This is a genomic window from Caballeronia sp. LjRoot34, from assembly GCF_964253815.1.
Taxonomy (GTDB): domain Bacteria; phylum Pseudomonadota; class Gammaproteobacteria; order Burkholderiales; family Burkholderiaceae; genus Caballeronia.
On record NZ_CAXUSB020000001.1, the window covers coordinates 422,054 to 442,425 of the forward strand.

The 20,372-nt window shown below is 59.9% G+C and carries 21 protein-coding genes and 1 pseudogene; 8 read left to right on the forward strand and 14 right to left on the reverse strand.

Annotated features, from left to right (window positions below; genetic code table 11):
- The first annotated feature begins 650 nt into the window (after positions 1-650).
- The 3 genes from rplM to erpA all read left to right on the forward strand — a co-directional run bounded on the left by rplM (position 651) and on the right by erpA (position 2,090).
- The gene (gene rplM / locus ACSQ36_RS01925) at positions 651-1,079 is read left to right on the forward strand and encodes a 50S ribosomal protein L13 (protein WP_031357525.1); all 429 of its coding nucleotides are present in this window, start codon (positions 651-653) and stop codon (positions 1,077-1,079) included.
- 11 nt (positions 1,080-1,090) lie between these two features.
- Positions 1,091-1,483 carry a 30S ribosomal protein S9 gene (gene rpsI, locus ACSQ36_RS01930; RefSeq protein WP_089158812.1) on the forward strand — a complete coding sequence of 131 codons (393 nt, stop codon included), beginning with the start codon at positions 1,091-1,093 and terminating at the stop codon, positions 1,481-1,483.
- A gap of 241 nt (positions 1,484-1,724) precedes the next feature.
- Positions 1,725-2,090, forward strand: coding sequence for an iron-sulfur cluster insertion protein ErpA (gene erpA / locus ACSQ36_RS01935; protein WP_031357523.1), 366 nt, complete (start codon positions 1,725-1,727; stop codon positions 2,088-2,090).
- A gap of 228 nt (positions 2,091-2,318) precedes the next feature.
- Here erpA and ACSQ36_RS01940 read toward each other — a convergent pair whose 3' ends face one another.
- The gene (locus ACSQ36_RS01940) at positions 2,319-3,452 is read right to left on the reverse strand and encodes an anhydro-N-acetylmuramic acid kinase (RefSeq protein ID WP_436183067.1); all 1,134 of its coding nucleotides are present in this window, start codon (positions 3,450-3,452) and stop codon (positions 2,319-2,321) included.
- Between the two features lie 404 nt (positions 3,453-3,856).
- On the opposite strand from ACSQ36_RS01940, the gene tyrS reads away from it, so the two are divergent.
- The 3 genes from tyrS to ACSQ36_RS01955 all read left to right on the forward strand — a co-directional run bounded on the left by tyrS (position 3,857) and on the right by ACSQ36_RS01955 (position 6,311).
- Positions 3,857-5,119 (forward strand): tyrosine--tRNA ligase, encoded by a 1,263-nt coding sequence (gene tyrS, locus ACSQ36_RS01945; RefSeq protein ID WP_436180727.1) that lies wholly within the window; start codon positions 3,857-3,859, stop codon positions 5,117-5,119.
- Positions 5,120-5,123: 4 nt separating this feature from the next.
- On the forward strand, positions 5,124-5,582 hold the full coding sequence (gene dtd, locus ACSQ36_RS01950; protein WP_436180728.1) for a D-aminoacyl-tRNA deacylase: 459 nt from the start codon (positions 5,124-5,126) through the stop codon (positions 5,580-5,582).
- A 66-nt stretch (positions 5,583-5,648) separates the two neighbouring features.
- Positions 5,649-6,311, forward strand: coding sequence for a histidine phosphatase family protein (locus tag ACSQ36_RS01955; RefSeq protein WP_436180729.1), 663 nt, complete (start codon positions 5,649-5,651; stop codon positions 6,309-6,311).
- On the opposite strand, the gene ACSQ36_RS01960 is transcribed toward ACSQ36_RS01955, so the two are convergent.
- The 10 genes from ACSQ36_RS01960 to ACSQ36_RS02005 form a co-directional block, all read right to left on the reverse strand.
- Complete coding sequence (locus ACSQ36_RS01960) at positions 6,308-7,243, reverse strand: oxygenase MpaB family protein (protein ID WP_436180730.1); 936 nt, start codon at positions 7,241-7,243, stop codon at positions 6,308-6,310. The genes ACSQ36_RS01955 and ACSQ36_RS01960 overlap by 4 nt on opposite strands.
- Before the next feature lie 48 nt (positions 7,244-7,291).
- On the reverse strand, positions 7,292-8,356 hold the full coding sequence (gene ruvB / locus ACSQ36_RS01965) for a Holliday junction branch migration DNA helicase RuvB (RefSeq protein WP_436180731.1): 1,065 nt from the start codon (positions 8,354-8,356) through the stop codon (positions 7,292-7,294).
- A gap of 88 nt (positions 8,357-8,444) precedes the next feature.
- Positions 8,445-9,026 (reverse strand): Holliday junction branch migration protein RuvA, encoded by a 582-nt coding sequence (gene ruvA / locus ACSQ36_RS01970; RefSeq protein ID WP_213765836.1) that lies wholly within the window; start codon positions 9,024-9,026, stop codon positions 8,445-8,447.
- 21 nt (positions 9,027-9,047) lie between these two features.
- A complete protein-coding gene (ruvC, locus tag ACSQ36_RS01975) occupies positions 9,048-9,590 on the reverse strand; it encodes a crossover junction endodeoxyribonuclease RuvC (RefSeq protein ID WP_031357515.1) in 543 nt (180 codons plus the stop codon).
- Between the two features lie 105 nt (positions 9,591-9,695).
- Positions 9,696-11,261: a bifunctional phosphoribosylaminoimidazolecarboxamide formyltransferase/IMP cyclohydrolase gene (purH, locus tag ACSQ36_RS01980; protein ID WP_213765837.1), complete on the reverse strand. Its 1,566-nt coding sequence runs from the start codon at positions 11,259-11,261 to the stop codon at positions 9,696-9,698.
- 106 nt (positions 11,262-11,367) lie between these two features.
- On the reverse strand, positions 11,368-11,601 hold the full coding sequence (locus ACSQ36_RS01985; protein ID WP_031357513.1) for a Fis family transcriptional regulator: 234 nt from the start codon (positions 11,599-11,601) through the stop codon (positions 11,368-11,370).
- The gene (gene dusB / locus ACSQ36_RS01990; RefSeq protein ID WP_436180732.1) at positions 11,598-12,710 is read right to left on the reverse strand and encodes a tRNA dihydrouridine synthase DusB; all 1,113 of its coding nucleotides are present in this window, start codon (positions 12,708-12,710) and stop codon (positions 11,598-11,600) included. The genes ACSQ36_RS01985 and dusB overlap by 4 nt, the downstream gene beginning before the upstream one ends.
- Before the next feature lie 429 nt (positions 12,711-13,139).
- A complete protein-coding gene (locus ACSQ36_RS01995; protein ID WP_436180733.1) occupies positions 13,140-14,378 on the reverse strand; it encodes a UbiH/UbiF/VisC/COQ6 family ubiquinone biosynthesis hydroxylase in 1,239 nt (412 codons plus the stop codon).
- Complete coding sequence (locus tag ACSQ36_RS02000) at positions 14,368-15,774, reverse strand: aminopeptidase P N-terminal domain-containing protein (RefSeq protein ID WP_436180734.1); 1,407 nt, start codon at positions 15,772-15,774, stop codon at positions 14,368-14,370. Before ACSQ36_RS02000 ends, ACSQ36_RS01995 begins: the two co-directional genes overlap by 11 nt.
- Positions 15,775-15,805: 31 nt before the next feature.
- On the reverse strand, positions 15,806-17,134 hold the full coding sequence (locus tag ACSQ36_RS02005) for a THUMP domain-containing class I SAM-dependent RNA methyltransferase (protein WP_436180735.1): 1,329 nt from the start codon (positions 17,132-17,134) through the stop codon (positions 15,806-15,808).
- Positions 17,135-17,404: 270 nt separating this feature from the next.
- On the opposite strand from ACSQ36_RS02005, the gene ACSQ36_RS02010 reads away from it, so the two are divergent.
- Complete coding sequence (locus tag ACSQ36_RS02010; RefSeq protein ID WP_436180736.1) at positions 17,405-17,779, forward strand: type II toxin-antitoxin system RelE/ParE family toxin; 375 nt, start codon at positions 17,405-17,407, stop codon at positions 17,777-17,779.
- Positions 17,772-18,077 (forward strand): helix-turn-helix domain-containing protein, encoded by a 306-nt coding sequence (locus ACSQ36_RS02015; protein ID WP_436180737.1) that lies wholly within the window; start codon positions 17,772-17,774, stop codon positions 18,075-18,077. Before ACSQ36_RS02010 ends, ACSQ36_RS02015 begins: the two co-directional genes overlap by 8 nt.
- A gap of 64 nt (positions 18,078-18,141) precedes the next feature.
- Here the strand turns inward: ACSQ36_RS02015 and ACSQ36_RS02020 are convergent.
- The 3 genes and pseudogenes from ACSQ36_RS02020 to ACSQ36_RS02030 all read right to left on the reverse strand — a co-directional run bounded on the left by ACSQ36_RS02020 (position 18,142) and on the right by ACSQ36_RS02030 (position 20,371).
- Positions 18,142-18,462, reverse strand: a pseudogene (locus ACSQ36_RS02020) (low molecular weight protein tyrosine phosphatase family protein).
- Between the two features lie 140 nt (positions 18,463-18,602).
- Entirely contained in the window at positions 18,603-20,045 is a 1,443-nt protein-coding gene (locus ACSQ36_RS02025) for an NAD(P)(+) transhydrogenase (Re/Si-specific) subunit beta (RefSeq protein WP_213765844.1), read from the reverse strand.
- A complete protein-coding gene (locus ACSQ36_RS02030) occupies positions 20,042-20,371 on the reverse strand; it encodes an NAD(P) transhydrogenase subunit alpha (protein ID WP_436180738.1) in 330 nt (109 codons plus the stop codon). The genes ACSQ36_RS02025 and ACSQ36_RS02030 overlap by 4 nt, the downstream gene beginning before the upstream one ends.
- Position 20,372: the final 1 nt, after the last annotated feature.

Below are 20,372 nucleotides of genomic sequence, written 5' to 3' on the forward strand. Positions count from 1 at the left end.
CCGGTGCCATAAGACACTTGTCTAATCGTCTCGATTGTAGCGTTTTAGCTGATTGTAGGAATCGCAGCAGCGCGGGCGTTTGGGCCAGCCGTGGGGCATTGTTGCATTGCGATACGTACGACAAATCAGCGATTTCCCTACTGGAATCAAGGGATTTCAACTGTAAATTGTGCGTAAGCGGCTTTTTAATTTTAGCTAAGTATTTGATTGTAAATAGTAAAATACTGAATTTTAACTTTCGTCTGTATTTTACATTATGAAATCGAATCCCATAATGCAAATTTACTTGCTTTGCACAAAAGCGCTTCATATACTTGCTCCTGTCTCCTCCACCTCCTCCTAGGTGGATTCCGCCCGAGCCCAAGGCTCGGGCTTTTTTTCGTCTGCTTTAGCGTCAATTACGATCATGGCGAGCCCATCGCTCGCTCGCAAAACCTCTGCACGATGCGATCGTTCAGCGCTGAACCGGGGTGAATTCGCTTGGCCGAAAGGCAAGTTTTGACTTCACATCAAAATTTCCCTTATAATTCAAAGTTCTCTATCCGCACCATGCCCGCGGACGAGAACCAGGGAGAGCCCGCACGCGCCTCGATGCGCAACTTCTCATACAAGCGGGACAAAGCAGGGCAGATTTATTTTTTGGATCGATCATGAAGACGTTTTCCGCAAAAGCCCATGAGGTGACGCGTGAATGGTACGTGATTGACGCGACGGATAAGGTTCTCGGACGTGTCGCCAGTGAAGTGGCCGCCCGACTTCGCGGCAAGCACAAACCCGAGTTCACCCCGCACGTCGACACTGGCGATTTCATCGTCATCATCAACGCCAGCAAGTTGCGCGTCACGGGCAACAAGGGTACTGACAAGAAGTACTACCGTCACTCGGGCTATCCGGGCGGCATCTACGAAACGACGTTCAACAAGATGCAAGAACGCTTCCCGGGCCGCGCGTTCGAGAAAGCCGTTAAGGGCATGTTGCCGAAAGGTCCGCTCGGCTACGCGATGATCAAGAAGCTCAAGGTCTACGCTGGCGCAACGCATCCGCATACGGCTCAACAGCCTAAAGCGCTCGAGATCTAAAGGGAGCCCATATGATCGGTAATTGGAATTACGGTACGGGTCGCCGCAAGAGCGCCACTGCCCGCGTGTTCATCAAGTCCGGCACGGGTCAGATCATCGTCAATGGCAAGCCCATTGCTGATTATTTCTCGCGCGAAACGTCGCTGATGATCGTGCGCCAGCCGCTCGAACTGACGAGCCACGCCACCACGTTCGACATCAAGGTCAACGTGAACGGCGGCGGCGAAACGGGTCAGGCCGGTGCGGTTCGCCACGGCATCACGCGTGCGCTGATGGACTACGACGCAACGCTGAAGCCCACGCTGTCACAAGCTGGCTTCGTTACCCGCGATGCTCGTGAAGTTGAACGTAAGAAGGTTGGTTTCCACAAGGCACGTCGCAGGAAACAATTCTCGAAGCGTTAAGCTGTTTGGCGGTTTCGTCGTTGTTACGGCGAAATGGCTCAAAAAGCCGCCTGCGTGTATGCGCCGGCGGCTTTTTTCGTGGCAGATGCTGGCGGATCGCGGCCGTCTTTCGGTGATGTTCCAAGCAGCCACGGCAAATTCGGGATAGTGTGGAGCGATAGCCTATTGATTACATGGGCTTCCAGCACGATATTGAGATCAGCCCTACAATAGGCACTAGAAGCTTTTTTGGAGAGTTCGAATGAACGCTGTCACAGATACCCCCACGACCGAAATGCCGTTGCCGTTCGTTTTCACCGACGCAGCAGCTGACAAGGTCAAGCAACTGATCGACGAAGAAGGCAATCCGGAATTGAAGCTGCGTGTGTTCGTGCAGGGCGGCGGCTGTTCGGGTTTCCAGTACGGCTTCACGTTTGACGAAGCCATCAACGAAGACGACACCGTGATGGATAAAGCAGGCGTCCAGCTTTTGATTGATTCGATGAGCTATCAGTACCTTGTCGGCGCCGAGATCGACTACAAAGACGATCTGAACGGCGCGCAGTTTGTAATCAAGAATCCGAATGCAACCAGCACCTGCGGTTGCGGATCGTCATTCTCGGCGTGATTCTGATTAGTTGATTAGACTACGCGGCATCATGCAAACGTGAAACGGAGCCTTCGGGTTCCGTTTTTGTTTTGCTTCGTGCGTTCGTTCGAACGTATGTTCCGATGAAAAACTGAAGCGATGACATACGGGACCCGGTTTTCGGCGCCATGCCTGACCGAGCCGTCAGTTTCTCTTTTGTGCGGGTAGCCTTTTCACGAAGCATGGGCGGTCAACGGCGGGTTGCCCTCAACGCGGATAAATCGCCCCTAAAACTCGTTCCCCGGCAGCCCCTGTTACCGCCGATACATTGCCCGGCTTACGGGCCACGCAGCGCATCGCGAGCCATGCGAACGCCAATGCTTCCACCTGCTGTGGTGGCACCCCGAGCGCTTCAGTGGTCATCACGGGGACACCCGCCACGCCGCTCTCCCCAAGCGCCTGCTGGATTGCACGCATCAATACCGGATTACGAGCACCGCCTCCGCACACGTAGACCGCACGGCAATCGGAAGCATGCCGCTCGATTTCTCTTGCAACGGTAATGGCTGTCAGCGCGACAAGCGTGGCCTGCACATCTTCGGGCGATATCTTTTCGAAACCGATGAGCTTGGCGTCGAGCCACGCAGGATTGAACAGATCTCGCCCGGTGCTTTTAGGCGGTTGCTGTTCGAAGAACGGTTCGTTGAGTAGCGCGTTCAGCAGCGGGCGATACACCTGACCCTGTGCCGCGAAATGACCGCCTTCGTCGAAGGGGCGTTTCAGATGCCGGTGCGCCCATTCGTCCAGCAGGGCATTCGCCGGTCCGCAATCGAAACCGTGGACGCTGCCGTTGGCCGCGAGAATGGTGATGTTACTGATGCCGCCCAGATTGCAGACCACGCGCGTCTCGTCCTTGCTGCCAAAAATGGTCGCGTGAAATGCCGGGACGAGCGGCGCGCCCTGACCGCCGGCCGCGACGTCGCGGCTACGGAAGTCGGCGACGATATCGATGTTGGTCATTTCTGCGAGCAGCGCGGGATTGTTGATTTGCCGCGTGTAGCCCTTTTCCGGCCTGTGCCGCACCGTCTGCCCGTGTACGCCGATCGCGCGGACTTTCGCGGACGATTGGCCGCTCATGCTCGCCAGTTCGTGACAACACACGGCGTAACGCGTGGCGAGCGCGTTCGCGGCAAGGGCTTCCCGTTCCAGTTCGTTGTCGCCTGGGGCCTGGAGGGCGAAAAGCGCGTCGCGCAGGCCTTGCGAGAACCCGACGTGAGCCTCGCCCAGCACGACGGGCGGGTTCCCGGCCGTGAACTGGACAGCAATGCCGTCCACGCCATCCATGCTCGTGCCCGACATCAGCCCAAAGTACACGCCGTCCGCCATGTCGCCTGTTTCCATCGCCTCGGTCCGTCGCACCACGTTGCTCTCCTGTTCGATGCCGGCTCACCGATGACCCAGTTCGAGCCGTCATCGATGCAATTCTCGCGGCCAAAGCGGCCGCGATGGACCGATTATCCACGCATCGATGCCGCTCGTTAAGCCGTTAGCCATTCGGCCATGTTTCGCGCTTCGTATCCGGAGTCTAGGCGCTCGAAACATGGCCGAACGGCCAACGCGGGGCCAACAAGCCGGGAAAACGGGGCGAAGGCAGACGACATCACGTAAAATCCGTTGCCTGAACAAGCGAATGCCGCACGATTTTCCGTGTCCGAACGCGACTGTGAACGAATCCGGAAGCAGCGGCCGTTGCCCGATCGGCGCCTGTTAGCGCCCCGAATAAATCACCCGAAAAAGTTGCAAGCATGACCACTGAACCGAACGACTCTCCGGCACCGGCTTCGACTGCGAAAACCTTGCCCCTCACCGACGAGGTGCAGGCCGCGCTCGCCATCGCGAAACGGGGCTGTGACGAGCTGCTGATCGAAGCAGAATTCGCACAGAAGCTCGCCCGAAGCGCTGCGAGCGGCAAGCCGCTGCGCATCAAGCTGGGCCTCGATCCGACCGCGCCTGATATTCATATTGGCCATACGGTGGTCCTGAACAAGATGCGTCAGTTGCAGGATCTCGGCCATACGGTGATCTTCCTGATCGGCGACTTCACGTCGCTGATCGGTGATCCGTCGGGGCGTAACGCCACGCGCCCACCGTTGACCCGCGAGCAGATCGAAGAAAACGCGAAGACCTATTTCGAGCAGGCCGCGCTCGTGCTCGATCGTGAAAAGACCGAGATGCGCTACAACAGCGAATGGTCCATGCCGCTCGGCGCCGACGGCATGATCAAGCTCGCGTCGCGCTATACGGTCGCGCGGATTCTTGAGCGCGAGGATTTCACGAAGCGCTACCAGGGTGGCATCCCCATCTCGATTCACGAGTTGCTGTACCCGCTCATGCAGGGTTACGACTCGGTTGCGCTGAACGCCGATCTCGAACTCGGCGGCACGGACCAGAAGTTCAATCTGCTGGTTGGCCGCGAATTGCAAAAGCAATACGGCCAGGAGCAGCAATGCATCTTGACCATGCCGCTGCTGGAAGGGCTGGATGGCGTCGAGAAGATGTCGAAGTCGAAGCACAACTACGTCGGCATTAGCGAGAAGCCTTCTGACATGTTCGGCAAGCTGATGAGCATCTCCGACACGCTCATGTGGCGCTACTTCGAGTTACTGTCGTTTAGAAGTATCGAAGAGATTGCGCGTTTCAAGAGCGAAGCCGAGGGTGGTCGTAACCCGCGCGATTTCAAGGTGCTGCTGGGACAGGAGATCGTCGCGCGTTTCCATTCGCCGGCTGACGCGGAACGGGCGCTGGAAGACTTCAACCATCGTGCAAAGGGCGGCGTGCCGGACGAGATTCCGTCGGTGACGCTCAGCGGTGCACCGCTCGCCATCGGGCAACTGTTGAAGCAAGCTGGGCTGGTGCCTTCGACCAGCGAGGCGCTGCGCAATATCGAGCAGGGTGGCGTGAAGATCGACGGTGCGACGGTGTCGGACAAGGGCTTGAAGATCGAAGCGGGCGAGTTTGTGGTGCAGGTCGGCAAGCGCCGCTTCGCGCGCGTCACGCTGGCAGCGTAAGCGCGTGATCGCACTCATTCAGCGTGTCTTGCGAGCCGACGTGCGTGTGGGCGACCGTGTGACGGGTGCGATCGATGCCGGCTTGCTGGCGCTTGTGTGCGCGGAGCGAGGAGACACCCAGGCCATTGCGGACAAGCTGCTGGCGAAGATGCTGGCGTATCGTGTTTTTAGCGATGCCGCCGGCAAGATGAATCTGCCGGTTCGGGATATCGATGGCACCGGGCGTGCGGGCGGCGTGCTGCTGGTGTCGCAGTTCACCCTCGCCGCCGATACCTCCAGCGGACTGCGGCCAAGCTTCACACCGGCCGCGCCGCCAGACGAAGGCCGTAGGCTGTTTGATTACTTCGTTGCGCAGGCGCGCGCCACGCATCCCATTGTTGAGACGGGCGAGTTCGGCGCGGACATGCAGGTGTCGCTGGTCAACGACGGGCCGGTCACGTTCTGGCTGCAAGTACGTTCCTGAGACGTCTCCGAATTTTGTCACTGTGCCCGTTGTTTAGGGCGCATCTTCCGGAATTTCACGCATCTCATGACCACGCAAGTCCTCTTCATCAGGCACGGCGAAACCGACTGGAATCGCATCAAGCGTATTCAGGGGCACACGGATATTCCGCTGGCGGCGACCGGCGTTGCGCAAGCAGGGCAGCTCGCACAACGTGTCTTGCAGGAGTCGAAGGCCGGCGCCCGACTCGACGCGGTGTATTGCAGCGATCTGCTGCGTGCTCAGCAGACCGCCAAACCGTTTGCGGACGCGCTAGGTTTGACGCTGAACCTGAACGAAGGTTTGCGTGAGCGTTTATACGGTGACTTTCAAGGTCACAACGGTGAAGAGATCCGCGCGAAGTATCCTGCTGAATATGCGGCCTGGCAGAGCCATGATCCAGGTTTCGCGCCGCCAGGCGGGGAATCGCAGCGCCTGTTTTCGCGGCGCGTGCTGGGCGCTGTCGGGCCGATCGTGGCCGCGCATCCGGACGGACGTATTGCGGTCGTCGCTCACGGTGGCGTGCTGGACTGCATTTATCGGTTCGTGCGTGGATTGCCGCTCGACGTACCGCGTGACTGGCCGCTGCTGAATTCCAGCGTTAACGTAGTGGACTTTGAGAACGGTCAGGCGAAGGTTGTCTCATGGGGCGACGTCGCGCATCTTTCGTCCCCCGGAAGCGACGACGACCTGAAGGAAGTCCCGCGCTAATCAGGCTTCATCGCAGCGCGCCGTCGCGCTCGCTTGGACACACCGTTATGCAACGCCCAGCGTATCAACGGCGCAATCATCTTGATGCCCGGCCGCGTCCACGCGCGGCGTAGCGGCGCAAACGCGCCGAATCCGAGCATCGATTGCGCCCAGTCAGGCAGCAGGTCCACACCCGCGTTCAGAATCAGTGCGCTGGCAGGTTTCATTGCGACACTGGGCGCTGGCGCGTTCATTAATACCTTCAGCACTTCCCGGGTACGCTCGCTTGCTTCTAGCTGTGGCCGCATTGACGCCAGGTACTTGTCGATCTCCGCACAACTCTTCGGCACGTTGGTGGCACCGAGCCTCTCCGCTATGGTCGATGTCTCCGCGTAGTAGGAATCCTGCGCATCGAGGGGTAGCAACGGGTTCACGTATCGCAAATGCGCCTTCATGAAACTCGATACTTCCGCGACGTGAACCCACGTCAGCAACTCAGGATCGCTTGCTCGATACGGCCGGCCGTCGGGCGCCGTGCCTGTCACGGAGAGGTGAATTCGCTTCACACGTTCGATGAGCGCAAGCGCGTCATGCTTATTACCGTACGTCGTACCCGCGATAAACGTGGCCGTGCGACGCAGGCGTCCGAGAATATCGGTGCGAAAGGTAGAGTGGTCCCAGACGCCCGCGAGCGCCATTGGGTGCAGGGCCTGAAGCAGGAGGGCGCTGACGCCTCCGGTCATCATCGACGTGAAGTCGGCATGGACTTTCCAGCAAATGGCGTCGGGCCCGAACAGTCCCGGGTCGCCCGGCGGAGACGAATAATCCAGCGTTGGCCCACTGCCGGTAGTCAGGCTCGTGACACCGTTGGCGAGCCTGGAGCGCAGTCGCTTGACCAATTGGCCGGCGAAACCGGATGACTCGTCAGGACGCGGACTTGCTTGATCGGACATCGGTTCGGCTATTGGCTATCAGTCTGTTGTGGCTAATACTGCTGTTGCTCAACTGTCGGTGTTGGCGTCCCACAGTTCGCGAATCGGGCCGGCGTCGGGGGCGGCGAGGCCAAAGTGGCGATACGTGAGCAACGTGGCAACGCGTCCGCGCGGCGTGCGCTGCAAGTATCCCTGCTGGATCAAATAGGGTTCAAGCACGTCTTCAATCGTGTCGCGTTCTTCGCCAATAGCCGCCGCCAGATTGTCGACGCCGACCGGACCGCCATCGAATTTGTGCAAGATGGCTTCCAGCAGTTTCCGGTCCATCAGGTCGAAGCCAACCGGATCGACGTCGAGCATCTTCAACGCGGCATCGGCGACTTCGGCTGTGATGTTGCCATCCGCTCGCACCTCGGCGTAATCACGCACGCGCCGAAGCAGCCGGTTCGCGATTCGCGGTGTCCCGCGCGCCCGCTTCGCAATTTCCAACGCCCCTTCCGGGACAATATCCGCCTTGAGCAGCGACGCCGAGCGCGTAACGATTCGCGCCAGTTCGCTCGCGGTGTAGAACTCCAGCCGCGACACAATGCCGAAGCGATCGCGTAACGGATTGGTCAGCATGCCCGCCCGGGTGGTCGCGCCGACCAGCGTGAATGGCTGCAAATCCAGCTTTACGCTACGTGCGGCCGGACCTTCACCGATCATGATGTCGATCTGATAATCCTCAAGGGCCGGATACAAAATTTCTTCGACGACCGGCGACAGCCGATGAATTTCGTCGATAAAAAGCACGTCGTTCTTTTCAAGGTTGGTCAGCAGCGCGGCGAGATCGCCGGCGCGCTCCAGTACCGGTCCCGACGTTTGCCGCAGATTCACGCCCATTTCTCGCGCGATGATATGCGCGAGCGTGGTCTTGCCGAGACCCGGTGGCCCGAACAACAGAACGTGGTCAAGCGCCTCGGACCGCCGCCGCGCGGCCTCGATGAAAATCTGAAGCTGATCCCGGATCTTCTCCTGCCCGACGTATTCCTCGAGATCGCGCGGCCGCAGTGCGCGCTCGAACACTTCCTCGTTCGGCGAGACGGGAGTGGCCGAAATGATGCGTTCGGCAGCGAGTTTGTCGGTTTCTATCATGCGTCGATTGTACCGCGTGGCTCGAACACGAAAAGCTGGCCGATCGGCCGACTGTTGGCCGGGTCAGCCGCGTGGGAGACTGGCCTGACTAGCTCTTGGAAAGCGCTTTCAGGGCCAGCTTGATGCCTTCCGAGACGCCGGTACCAGCCGGAACATTCTTGACCGACATAAGCGCTTCTTTTTCGGAGTAACCCAATGACAGCAACGCATTCAGGATATCGCTCGCGTGGTCGGGACCGCTCACCGTGCCCGCGGCCGTGCCCAGATCCGCGCCAAGCTTGCCCTTCAGTTCGAGCAACAGCCGCTCGGCCGTCTTCTTGCCGATACCGGGCGTGCGTGTCAGGCGCGCGGCGTCCTGCATTGTCACGGCTTGGGCGAGTTCCTGAACGCTCATGCCGGACAGCACGGCCAGCGCCATGCGCGCCCCGATCCCGCTGATCTTGAGCAGTTCACGGAAGGTCGTGCGCTCCTGTTGCGTGCCGAAGCCGTACAGCAAATGCGCGTCTTCACGCACGATCAACTGGGTTAGCAACACGACCTTCTCTCCGCTGTTCGGCAGGTTATAGAAGGTGCTCATCGGTACGGCAATTTCGTAGCCTACGCCGCCGCAATCAACGAGCAAGTACGGCGGATTCTTTTCCAGTAAAACGCCTGCAATGCGACCAATCATGGTGAGGAACTTGTAGTGAAGTTAGCCGACAAGACGGCCGCGCCGTACGCGCAGGCCCTTTTTAGCCAGCGATGGTGCGATCTCGCCGAGTGCGGTCATCGCGCCGCCAGCGTGCGCGTGGCAGATGGCCATGCCGAGTGCATCCGCGGCGTCGGTGCCGGGGACCCCGGTAAGCGCGAGCAATCGAACCACCATCTGCTGCATTTGTTCTTTCGTGGCGCGGCCATAGCCCACCACGGCCTGCTTCAACTGCAACGCCGTGTATTCGGCGACCGGCACGCCGCTCGCGACCAGGCCGCAAATTGCCGCGCCGCGCGCCTGGCCGAGCAGCAGCGTGGATTGCGGATTAACGTTGACGAACACTTTCTCGATTGCGGACTGGTCGGGCGCGTGTTGCCGGACCAGCGTCGAGATACCTTCGAAGATCGTGTGGAGACGCGACGGCAAATCTGCGTCGGCGGTCTTGATGACGCCGCTGGTCACATAGGTCAGCGTTTGACCGGTCTTGTCGATGACGCCGAACCCCGTCACGCGCAGGCCCGGGTCAATACCGAGAATTCTCATGGAGTGCCGTTGGAACGTAGTGCTTGCGATACTAACAGCGCGGCGCAAAAAGTAAAAAACCCGGTGCGCCTGCCGGCCACCGGGCTTCCGGAACGTGAAACAAGCTCAGTGACGGAAGTGCCGCGTTCCGGTCAACACCATTGCAATGTTGTGCTCGTCCGCAGCGGCGATCACTTCGTCATCGCGCATGGAACCGCCCGGCTGGATAACGCAGGTCGCGCCAGCGTTGACCACGACGTCGAGGCCATCGCGGAACGGGAAAAACGCGTCCGACGCCACAGCCGATCCGGCCAGCGACAAGCCCGCGTTCTGCGCCTTGATGCTGGCAATGCGCGCCGAATCCACGCGGCTCATTTGACCCGCGCCCACGCCGATCGTCATGCCGCCGCCGCAGAACACAATGGCATTCGACTTCACGAACTTTGCGACACGCCACGCGAACAGCAGATCGTCCATTTCCTTCGGCGTCGGATGACGCTTCGTGACCACGCGCAATTCGTGCGGCTGGACGTTCTTCGAATCCAGCGATTGGACCAGCAGGCCGCCGCCCACGCGCTTCAGGTCGAATGCGTTGTGACCGTCGCCGAGATCGATTTCCAGCAGACGCACGTTTTGCTTCGCCGCGAAAATCTGCTTGGCTGCATCGCTGAACGAAGGCGCCATCAGCACTTCCACGAATTGCTTCGCAACAGCTTGCGCCGCCGCTTCATCCACTTCAAGGTTGAACGCGATGATGCCGCCGAACGCGGAGGTGGGATCGGTCTGGAACGCTTTCGAATAGGCTTCGTGCGCGTCCGCGCCGATCGCCACGCCGCACGGATTCGCGTGCTTGATGATCACGCAGGCTGGCGCATCGAAGGTCTTTACGCATTCCCATGCTGCGTCGGAGTCCGCAATGTTGTTGTACGACAGTTCCTTGCCCTGCAATTGCTCGTAGTTGGCGAGCGCGCCAGCCGGCGTTGTGAGGTCGCGATAGAACGCAGCGCTTTGATGCGGGTTCTCGCCGTAACGCAGATCCTGCACCTTGGTGAACGCGAGGTTGAACGTCGACGGATAGGTGTTGCGGCTCTTGTGCTGCAACTCGTCGGTCAGGCTCGTCAGGTAATTCGTGATCGCGCCATCGTATTGAGCGGTGTGCGCAAACACTTTGGTGGCGAGCTTGAAGTTCGTCGCGTAGCTGACGGTGTTCTTGGCCGAGCGCATTTCGTCGAGGACGATCGCGTAGTCCGAGGGATCGACAATCACCGTTACGTCACGATGATTCTTCGCCGCCGAACGCAGCATGGTCGGGCCGCCAATATCGATATTTTCGATCGCGTCTTCCAGCGAGCATTCTTCCTTCGATACCGTCTGCACGAACGGATACAGGTTCACCACCAGCAGGTCGATGGTCGGAATGTCGTGTTGTTCGAGCGCGGCCATGTGTTCAGGAGAATCGCGGCGCGCCAGAATGCCGCCGTGAACCTTCGGGTGGAGCGTTTTCACGCGGCCGTCGAGCATCTCCGGAAAACCGGTGTAGTCGGCGACTTCAGTGACAGGCAGGCCTGCATCAGCCAGGAGTTTCGCGGTGCCGCCGGTCGAGAGCAGGCTAACGCCTAGCGCCGACAGCGATTTCGCAAATTCGACGATGCCAGACTTGTCGGAAACGGAAAGGAGCGCTTGCTTGATCATGATGGGAGCGGCGGAAGCCGGTAGGGGAGTCGAGGGGAATCAGGAAATTCGAGTCGACCGCCGTACGCCGCGACGGTCCGGGTGGTACATCAATAAGACAATTGCTTTAAATGAGTCCGTGCTGTTGCAGCTTCTTGCGCAGCGTGTTGCGGTTGATACCGAGAAACTCGGCCGCGAGCGACTGGTTGCCCTCGGCTTGCTTCAGCACGACTTCCAGCATCGGCTTTTCGACGCACGAAATCACCATCTCGTAGACGTCGTGCGGTTTGGAACCGTCCAGGTCCTGGAAATAATTGTCCAGGCTCTGGCGGACGCATTGTTCTATGTGATGTCTACTCATGCGGCTAGTCGGTCTGTGTGGTTCTGCCCGTCGCACGATTCTTCGGCTTCGTCGTTGCCGCCGCGGTCGCCGTCTGCGTCGAGTTCTTCGACATAGACGAGACGGTCGGACAACGCCTTTTGGGCGTCGAAGAATTCGTTCACGGCGAGCAATTGTTCGCGTGTGGAATCCAGCGTGTTCATCCGATGTCTGAACGTGTTGGCGCCGGAAAGGCCGCGAGTGTACCAGCCGATGTGCTTGCGCGCTGTACGAACGCCCGTGAATTCGCCATAGAAATCATAGTGATCTTCGAGATGCTCATTCATCAGTTGCTGGATCTCGTCGATACGCGGCGCCGGCAAATGTTCGCCCGTTGCCAGAAAGTGTTCGATCTCGCGAAAGAGCCACGGGCGTCCCTGTGCGGCACGGCCGATCATGATCGCGTCCGCACCGGTCACGGCCAGGACGTGACGCGCTTTTTCGGGCGTGGCGATGTCGCCGTTGGCCACCACCGGAATGCGCACGGAAGCTTTGACGGCGGCAATGGTCTCGTACTCCGCGTCGCCTTTGTACAGGTCCGCGCGAGTGCGGCCGTGCACGGTCAGCATGGAAATGCCGGCGTCTTGCGCAATGCGCGCAATATTCAGCGCGTTCTTGTTCTCGCGGTTCCAGCCCGTGCGGATCTTCAGCGTGACGGGCACGGCGTCCGGGCCAATGCCGACTGCGTTCACCACGGCTTGCACGATCTGCGCGACCAATGCTTCGTTTTGCAGCAATGCCGATCCAGCCGCCACATTGCAGACTTTCTTGGCTGGGCAGCCCATGTTGATGTCGATGATCTGCGCGCCGTTCGAGACGTTGTGACGCGCGGCTTCGGCGAGCATTTTCGGATCAGCGCCGGCGATTTGCACGGAAATAGGCTCCACTTCGCCGGTGTGATTCGCGCGACGGAGCGTTTTCTCGCTTTTCCACAATTGCGCATTCGACGCAACCATTTCGGACACCGCGTAACCCGCGCCCATGCGTTTGCACAACTGCCGGAACGGGCGGTCCGTCACCCCGGCCATGGGGGCGACAAACAAGTTGTTGCGCAAAATGTGGGGGCCGATGGCCGGGGCGGAAATGGGCATGAAACTCGCGGCGTCCTAAATGCAGGGACGCAAAAGCGCTTAAGGAAACGCGTATTTTACCGCGAACGCGCTGGGTCAATTAAGTCCAATCGCCGCGCAAGTTGTTAAATCTTCTATGAATATCGTGGACGTCATAGAGGAAAAGCTCAACTATGGGCCGATGAATGCAGTGCGGCGAACGCATGTTTGACTCAATTGGTGCAGCGGGCCGAGTGCGAGGGCGACGCTCGTTGCTCGCCGCGATCGGAACACGCTGACTTCACCCAAAGCGCGCAGAAGGCTAACCGCACGAATTACGTGAATCGTTGTGAACGTCAGAGCGTGCGGTGCTCGAAAGTGTTCCCAGCGTGATCGACTCAGGAGAATTCACTTGTAGCAATCACGCCGCTCGCCGTACTGACTCGAAGCCGCTGCAAGTATTCGGCCAAGTCAGCGACGTTGCCCGAACATCATCTGTCGCGCCAGCACGGTTTTAACCGGCGGGACGAGTTCCAGCGCGCTCAACGCCAGCCCGCGCATTGCGGCGAGGGGCGCGAAATCAACGGTGAAAAGACGTGCGAGCGTATCGGTTGCGCCAATCGTCATGCGGCGGTCGAGTGCGCGCCGTTGCGCAAAAAGACTCAATGCAACCGTAGTCGGGCCGTTCGTCGATAACGCGTCGCATAGCGCGTGAGCATCGCGTAAGCCCAGATTGAGCCCTTGTCCCGCAACGGGATGCAGCGTTTGCGCCGCGTTGCCGATAGCAACCGTGCGCCGGTCGACCAGTGCGTTCAGCGCATTCAGTCCGAGCGGGAACGTCGCACGCCCAGTGATGCGCGTGAAGCGGCCCATGCGTTCACCGAACGCCGAGCCAAGCTCGGTGAGGAATTCAGCGTCGGGGAGTTGTGAGCGCCGCGCCGCTTCTTCAGGGGCGCTGCACCAGACAAGCGCGTAGTCCGCCTGACGCGCGCCGCCGGAGGGCAACAACGCAATCGGCCCTTCGGGCGTGAAGCGTTCCCACGCAACGCCAGGTTGTGGCGACGATACGCTCACCGTCCCGACAATGGCCGTCTGGCCATAATCGCGCGTGTTCTTGACCTCGGCGGAAAGAGCGGAAGAAGCAGCGGAAGAAGCGTCCGCGTCCTTGTATAACCCGCCTTCGGCATTCACCAGAATGCGTGCGCGGATCGTGCGGTCGCCGGTGGCCGAATGGATCGAGAGCGTGACGCCCTCGTGGTCGTGCAAGGGTGTCGATGCGGTGGTTTCCGTGAACCAGTGCACGCCGGTTTTGCTGACAGCTTGCGCAAGCGTTGTAACAAGCGAGCCATAACGCACGACATAGCCGAGCGCGGGCAGACCGTGTTCATCGTGGTCGATCAGCGTGCGGCCGAACTGTCCGCGTTGTGAAACGTGAATGCGTTTGATCGGCGTGGCATCGGCGGGGAAACCGAGCGATGACTCAAGCATCGCGCGGCTGCCATGCGACACCGCAATGGCACGCGGATCAGCCGATGCCGCCCCGGGCTCGCGTGCATCAATCAACGCTATCGACAAGCGCGACGTCGCGCTCCGTTTCGCCAGCCAGCCGGCGAGCGCGAGCCCAACCGGACCCGCGCCGACGATTGCGATATCGAAGTGATAATCGGCAGGCGGTGCATGGCCGATAGTTTCCGCGGTTTCAATTTGCATCTGGCGTTTGCGCGTCGCGCATCAAGGCTTCTATTTCGTCGGCATCGACGGGCACTTCGCGCGTCGTCAACTCGCAGCCGTCGGCGGTGACAATGGCGTCATCTTCGATCCGGATACCGATATCCGCATACCGTTCGGGAATATCTTCGGCTGCGCGAATGTACAAACCCGGCTCGATAGTCAGCGTCATGCCCGCCTTCAACGTGCGCCACGCGCGTGCGCCCTGGTCGTCGAGTTGCGCGTGGGCGTCGCGATAATCGCCGGCATCGTGCACGTCCATGCCGAGCCAATGGCTTGTCCGATGCATGTAGAAACGCTGATAAGCCCGCTCGGCGATGACATCGTCCACGGTCGCAAACTTGTTGCGGTCGATGATCCCCGTATCCAGCAATCCCTGCGCCAATACACGCACGGCAGCTTCATGCGGCGCGTCGAAACTGACGCCCTCGCGGGTTGCGTCGACGGCGGCATATTGCGCGGCCAGCACGATGTCGTAGATTTCCCTTTGCGCCGATGTGAACCGCCCGCTCGCCGGAAACGTGCGCGTGATGTCGGACGCGTAGCCGTCAAGTTCGCACGCGGCGTCGATCAGGATCAGGTCGCCCTCGCGCACGATCGTGTTGCCCGCCGGGTAGTGCAGCGTGCAGGCATTCGCGCCGGCGGCGACGATTGTTCCGTACGCGGGCGCTTGCGCGCCGCGTCGGCGGAACGTGTAGAGCAACTCGGCTTCGATCTCGTATTCGTGCATGCCGGGGCGGCAGGTTTGCATCGCGCGCCGGTGTGCTTCGGCGGAGATGGTGCCCGCGCGCCGCATGATCTCGAGTTCGTGCGCGTCCTTGATCAGGCGCATTTCGTCGAGCACGGGCAGTAAATCGATCGCTTTCGTGGGTGCTTTCACGCCGATCCTGCTCTGTGCCCGAACCGTCGCGAGCCAGCCGCGAACCTGCTCATCGAGCTCACCGGAACTGCCGAGCGCATAGTGCAGCGCGGGGTTATCGGCGAGCAGGCGCGGCATTTCCGTATCGAGCTGATCGATGGGGAACGCTGCGTCAAACCCCAACGCGAGACGTGCGCCTTCAGGGCCGTATCGGAAACCTTCCCAGGTTTCGCGCTCGGCATTTTTTTCGCGGCAGAACAGGATGGCGGCGGGTTCGTCCGCCTCGGCGCTGGCGTTGAGGACCAGCGTGGCTTCGGGTTCGGTGAAGCCCGTCAGGTAATAGAAGTAGCTATCGTGGCGGAACGGGTAATCGGCGTCGCGATTGCGCATGACTTCGCGCGCTGTCGGAAGGATTGCCACGCCGCCGCCCGACTCTCGCAGCGCCGCGAGGACGCGGTCACGGCGGCTGCGATAGACGTCGATGGCTAATAAGGATTGGGCTTCAGTCGATGAGTTCATTCAGCGATTGTAGCGCCGCCTCCGCGATGCTTCACTCCTCTACGTCGGGCGCTTGATCGGCGGCGGGTTCCGCTGCTGCCGGGCGATTGCGCACGCTGCCGGCGATCATGTCGAAGCGGAACAGCCGGCATTCGAGCGCGCCGTTGAAGAGCGGCGTTTTCGTCGATTCACGCAGTCGCAGCATGCCCGGCAGTTTCCGATCCGATGTCAGCACGTACGCGCGCCAGCCCGGAAAGCGCTGTTTCATTGCGTTGCCGAACGAGATGAAGAATTCCTGATCGGCGGGATCAGGTTGCGCGCGGTGGAACGCTTCTTCGTCTTCGTCGTGACCGCGGTTCTTCGGTTCGCGAAGCTCGCCGCGCGGACCACGCCCGCGCACTTCAATCCGCTCGCCGTACGGCGGATTCGCGACCAGAATGCCCGGGGTATCGGACGGCGGCGTCATGTGGCGCGCATCGAGTTGTTTCAACGACAACTCCGGCAAACCCGCGCGTTCCAGATTCGAGTACGCCTTGTCGAGCATGTCGCCGGAAATGTCGCTGCCGTAGATCTGGATATCCGCACGCGATGACTTCGCGGCGTGTTTGGCATCGACGGCCGCGCCTTTCAGCTTTTGCCACGCGTTCACGTCGAATTGTTTCAGCTTTTCGAAGCCGAAGTTGCGGTCCACGCCCGGCGCAATGTTCAGCGCGACTTGCGCGGCTTCGGCGAGGAAGGTGCCGCTGCCGCACATCGGATCGTAAAGCGGCGTACCGGGCGCCCAGCCGGTCAGGCGCAAGATTCCCGCCGCGAGGTTTTCACGCAAGGGCGCGGCGCCCTTGTCGAGTCGCCAGCCGCGTTTGAAGAGCGGATCGCCGGAGGTATCGAGGTAAAGCGTGCATTCGTTCAGCGTGAGGAACGCGAAGACGCGGACGTCGGGTTGCGCGGTATCGACGCTCGGACGGTTGCCGGTGAGTTCGCGCAAACGGTCGCAGATGGCGTCTTTCACGCGCAAAGTCGCGAATTCCAGGCTGCGCAAAGGGGATTTGATCGCGGTGATATCGACGCGAATGGTTTCATTCGGCGAGAACCACTTTTCCCATTGCTGCTGATACGCGAGTTCGTAGATGTCGTGTTCGCTGCGATACGGGCCTTGGGCCAGTTTCAGCAACACACGGCTCGCGATGCGGGAATGGAGGTTCGCGGCCATGCCGGCTGCCCATGAGCCGCGGAAATGCACGCCGCCGGGGACTTCCTTGCCGGTTCTGAACTGCGAGCCCTCAATGTGCTTCGCTCCGATTTCGGCGAGTTCGGCAGCCAGCGGCGCCTCAAGACCGCGCGGGCAGGGGGCAAACCAGTCGAAAAGGAAAGTAGTGGCCATGGGGCGGTGCTTTTTTGGGAATCGAAGGGGGATATTGTACGCGGGGGAGGGGCCGGAGATGGGTTAGCCAAGCGCGCGGCGGCAGACGAGGTTTTCGTAAGCTCGGTCGGGCAGAAGCGAATTCGAACGCTTCTGTAACGGAAATGGATGTTGACGTTAGCCGATTGGCTAGTTACGTCGTAACCCACGAATCGGTATCGTTGCTCAATAACAGAGGGTGGACTGCGTTGGAGGTATCGCACTAAGTGCTATAGTTTATGAAGGACGGAAATGCGGATTTTTAAGACCAAATGGTTTGCACGCTGGGCCGATACGGAGGGCGTGACCGATGCGGCTTTGCTGAGTGCCGTCGAGGAAATGAACCGGGGTCTGATTGATGCGAATTTGGGCGGACACGTATTCAAGAAGCGAGTTGGTATCAACGGACGGGGCAAGCGCGGCGGATTACGTACGCTGCTGGCGTTTCGAGTGGGTGAGCGAGCCTTCTTCGTGTTCGGGTTTGCCAAGAACGAGCGGGCCAACGTGAGCGACAAGGGGTTGGCAGCGTTGAAGCTGCTGGGGTCGCAATTGTTGGGCTATGACGCGCGCACGTTGACTCAGGCGCTGCGTACGGGCGAGTTACATGAGGTGGAGAGCGATGAGTGACAAACTGCTGAAGGCGCTGCACGAAACGGCGCAAGGGCTACACCAGGGTGGAACGATGCATGCCGTGACACTGCGGGAGTTCGATGCGCTATGCCTGCCGCCGATCAAGGATTACAGCGCGGCACAGATCAAGCGGCTACGCCAGCGCACCAAGGCGAGCCAAGCGGTGTTCGCGGCGTGTCTGAACACGAGTGCATCGACGGTGCAGAAATGGGAGCAGGGCCAGAAGCGGCCGAACGGGCCGTCGTTGAAGCTGCTCGATCTGGTTGATCGTAAAGGCCTGGAAGCGATGTTTTAAAGGTTCTGCTGAACTGGGACTGTCAGGCGGGTCCCCCAAATCTTCGGTCCGGATCTGACACTCATCAGCTCATGAACCTTCCAGCTTTTCGGTGTAACAGGGCAATCAATTCCGGGTCCATGAAACCGTACTTGTCCGGAATATCCAGGCAAACGATTCGTTTCCCTTTTAGATATCACCCGAACGTTTTGATCAGTTTGGCCTTGTGCCGTCGCTCCATGACGAACAGCACTTGCGCCCACTCAATTTGGTCGGGCTCCAGCGGAGTTGCCGCGTCGGGAGCCAAACCTGCCGAATCGGTTTCGACGTCAGGCCAAGACGAGAATACCTGTTCCGCCGTCGGGCTTCTCAGGCGATTTCTGCTGCATACGAATAGTGCTCGCATTGGGTCCTTCATTTCTGTTGTCTTTGCCTTGAGAGCCAGAGACCGAGCGCGGCTGTTTCTATTCCAGCGCCATAAAAAATAACAAAACGCCGGTGTCTCTCGCGAGCACACCGGCGTTTTGTCTTACCCGGCAGCGACCATCACTCCACCGCCTTCACCATATCCTCGATCACCTTCTTCGCGTCCCCGAAAACCATCATCGTCTTGTCCATGTAGAACAACTCGTTATCCAGCCCGGCATAACCCGCCGCCATGGACCGTTTATTCACGATAATCGTTTTCGCCCGATACGCCTCCAGAATCGGCATGCCCGCAATCACCGATTTCGGATCGGTTTTAGCCGCCGGGTTCACCACATCGTTCGCCCCAAGGACCAAAACCACGTCCGTCTGCTGGAATTCACCGTTGATATCCTCCATCTCGTGGACCAGTTCATAGTCCACTTCGGCCTCCGCCAGCAACACGTTCATATGCCCAGGCATACGCCCGGCCACTGGGTGAATCGCGTACTTCACGTCGATGCCTTTCGCGATCAGCTTATCGGTGAGTTCCTTCAACGCGTGTTGAGCGCGGGCCACAGCCAACCCATACCCCGGCACGATTACCACCGTCTCAGCGTTACCGAGCATGAACGCGGCGTCATCGGCGGAACCGGATTTAACCGGACGTTGCTCTTGCGCGCCGCCCGTCGCCGCTGCGCCGCCTTCGTTACCAAACCCGCCCAGCAGCACATTAAAGAACGAGCGGTTCATCGCGCGACACATGATGTACGACAGAATCGCGCCCGACGATCCAACCAGCGACCCGGCGATAATCAGCATCGGGTTATTCAACGAGAAGCCGATACCCGCCGCCGCCCAGCCCGAATACGAATTCAGCATGGACACAACCACCGGCATATCCGCGCCGCCGATCGGGATAATGATCAGCACGCCGAGCGCGAACGCGATCAGCGTCATGATCACGAACGGCAGCCACGACTGCGTCAGCATGAAAATGATGCCAAACCCGAGCATCGCGATGGCGAGCAGCAGGTTGATCGTGTGCTGGCCGCGATACACGACCGGCGCACCCTTGAACAACCTGAACTGATATTTGCCCGACAGCTTCCCGAACGCAATCACCGACCCGGAAAACGTGATCGCACCCACAAACGTGCCGATAAACAACTCCACGCGATTACCCACGGGAATCGGTTCACCCACCGCTGCGAGACCAAACGCTGAGGGTTCCGAAACAACCGCATACGCAATACATACCGCCGCCAGACCGATCAGCGAGTGCATCGCGGCGACGAGTTCCGGCATCTTCGTCATCTCGACTTTCGCCGCGACATACGCGCCAATCGCACCGCCGACCACGAGCGCCCCGAACAACAAGCCTAGCCCGAGCGACAGATCCGATCCCAGCGTCGAAGCCTGCTTCACGATCAACGCGATAGTCGTCAGAATCGCGATCGCCATGCCGGCCATGCCGAACGTATTGCCAATGCGAGCCGTCTTCGGATTCGACAGCCCTTTGAGCGCCTGGATGAAACACACCGAGGCGATGAGATACAGGAGAGTGACAACGCTCATGCTCATTGCGCGGCCCCCTTCGAAGCGTTGGCGATCTGCTTGGGCGCTTTCTTCTTGAACATCTCGAGCATTCGCCGTGTCACCAGGAACCCGCCAAACACATTGACCGCGGCCAATAACACCGCGAGCGTGCCGAAGAACTTGCCGGTGTCGCCAATCGTCAAGCCGGCCGCAAGCATCGCGCCGACAATCACGATCGCGGAAATCGCGTTCGTCACCGCCATCAAAGGCGTGTGCAGCGCGGGCGTGACGTTCCATACCACGTGATAGCCAACGTAGATCGCCAGCACGAAAATGATCAGGTTGATGACCGTGTGATTTACCAGTTCCATG

Excerpts from the sequence above, each read along its gene's own strand:
- ruvA (WP_213765836.1), bottom strand. The coding sequence starts at position 9,026 with ATGATTGGTCGCATTGCAGGCGTTTTACTGGAAAAGAATCCGCCGTAC.
- ACSQ36_RS02000 (WP_436180734.1), bottom strand. The coding sequence starts at position 15,774 with ATGAACTCATCGACTGAAGCCCAATCCTTATTAGCCATCGACGTCTAT.
- ruvC (WP_031357515.1), bottom strand. The coding sequence starts at position 9,590 with ATGAGAATTCTCGGTATTGACCCGGGCCTGCGCGTGACGGGGTTCGGC.
- rpsI (WP_089158812.1), top strand. The coding sequence starts at position 1,091 with ATGATCGGTAATTGGAATTACGGTACGGGTCGCCGCAAGAGCGCCACT.
- ACSQ36_RS01955 (WP_436180729.1), top strand. The coding sequence starts at position 5,649 with ATGACCACGCAAGTCCTCTTCATCAGGCACGGCGAAACCGACTGGAAT.
- ACSQ36_RS02005 (WP_436180735.1), bottom strand. The coding sequence starts at position 17,134 with ATGGCCACTACTTTCCTTTTCGACTGGTTTGCCCCCTGCCCGCGCGGT.
- purH (WP_213765837.1), bottom strand. The coding sequence starts at position 11,261 with ATGATCAAGCAAGCGCTCCTTTCCGTTTCCGACAAGTCTGGCATCGTC.
- erpA (WP_031357523.1), top strand. The coding sequence starts at position 1,725 with ATGAACGCTGTCACAGATACCCCCACGACCGAAATGCCGTTGCCGTTC.
- rplM (WP_031357525.1), top strand. The coding sequence starts at position 651 with ATGAAGACGTTTTCCGCAAAAGCCCATGAGGTGACGCGTGAATGGTAC.
- ACSQ36_RS01985 (WP_031357513.1), bottom strand. The coding sequence starts at position 11,601 with ATGAGTAGACATCACATAGAACAATGCGTCCGCCAGAGCCTGGACAAT.
- ACSQ36_RS01940 (WP_436183067.1), bottom strand. The coding sequence starts at position 3,452 with ATGGAAACAGGCGACATGGCGGACGGCGTGTACTTTGGGCTGATGTCG.
- ACSQ36_RS01960 (WP_436180730.1), bottom strand. The coding sequence starts at position 7,243 with ATGTCCGATCAAGCAAGTCCGCGTCCTGACGAGTCATCCGGTTTCGCC.
- ACSQ36_RS02010 (WP_436180736.1), top strand. The coding sequence starts at position 17,405 with ATGCGGATTTTTAAGACCAAATGGTTTGCACGCTGGGCCGATACGGAG.
- ACSQ36_RS02030 (WP_436180738.1), bottom strand. The coding sequence starts at position 20,371 with ATGGAACTGGTAAATCACACGGTCATCAACCTGATCATTTTCGTGCTG.
- dusB (WP_436180732.1), bottom strand. The coding sequence starts at position 12,710 with ATGCCCATTTCCGCCCCGGCCATCGGCCCCCACATTTTGCGCAACAAC.
- tyrS (WP_436180727.1), top strand. The coding sequence starts at position 3,857 with ATGACCACTGAACCGAACGACTCTCCGGCACCGGCTTCGACTGCGAAA.
- ruvB (WP_436180731.1), bottom strand. The coding sequence starts at position 8,356 with ATGATAGAAACCGACAAACTCGCTGCCGAACGCATCATTTCGGCCACT.
- ACSQ36_RS02025 (WP_213765844.1), bottom strand. The coding sequence starts at position 20,045 with ATGAGCATGAGCGTTGTCACTCTCCTGTATCTCATCGCCTCGGTGTGT.
- ACSQ36_RS01995 (WP_436180733.1), bottom strand. The coding sequence starts at position 14,378 with ATGCAAATTGAAACCGCGGAAACTATCGGCCATGCACCGCCTGCCGAT.
- ACSQ36_RS02015 (WP_436180737.1), top strand. The coding sequence starts at position 17,772 with ATGAGTGACAAACTGCTGAAGGCGCTGCACGAAACGGCGCAAGGGCTA.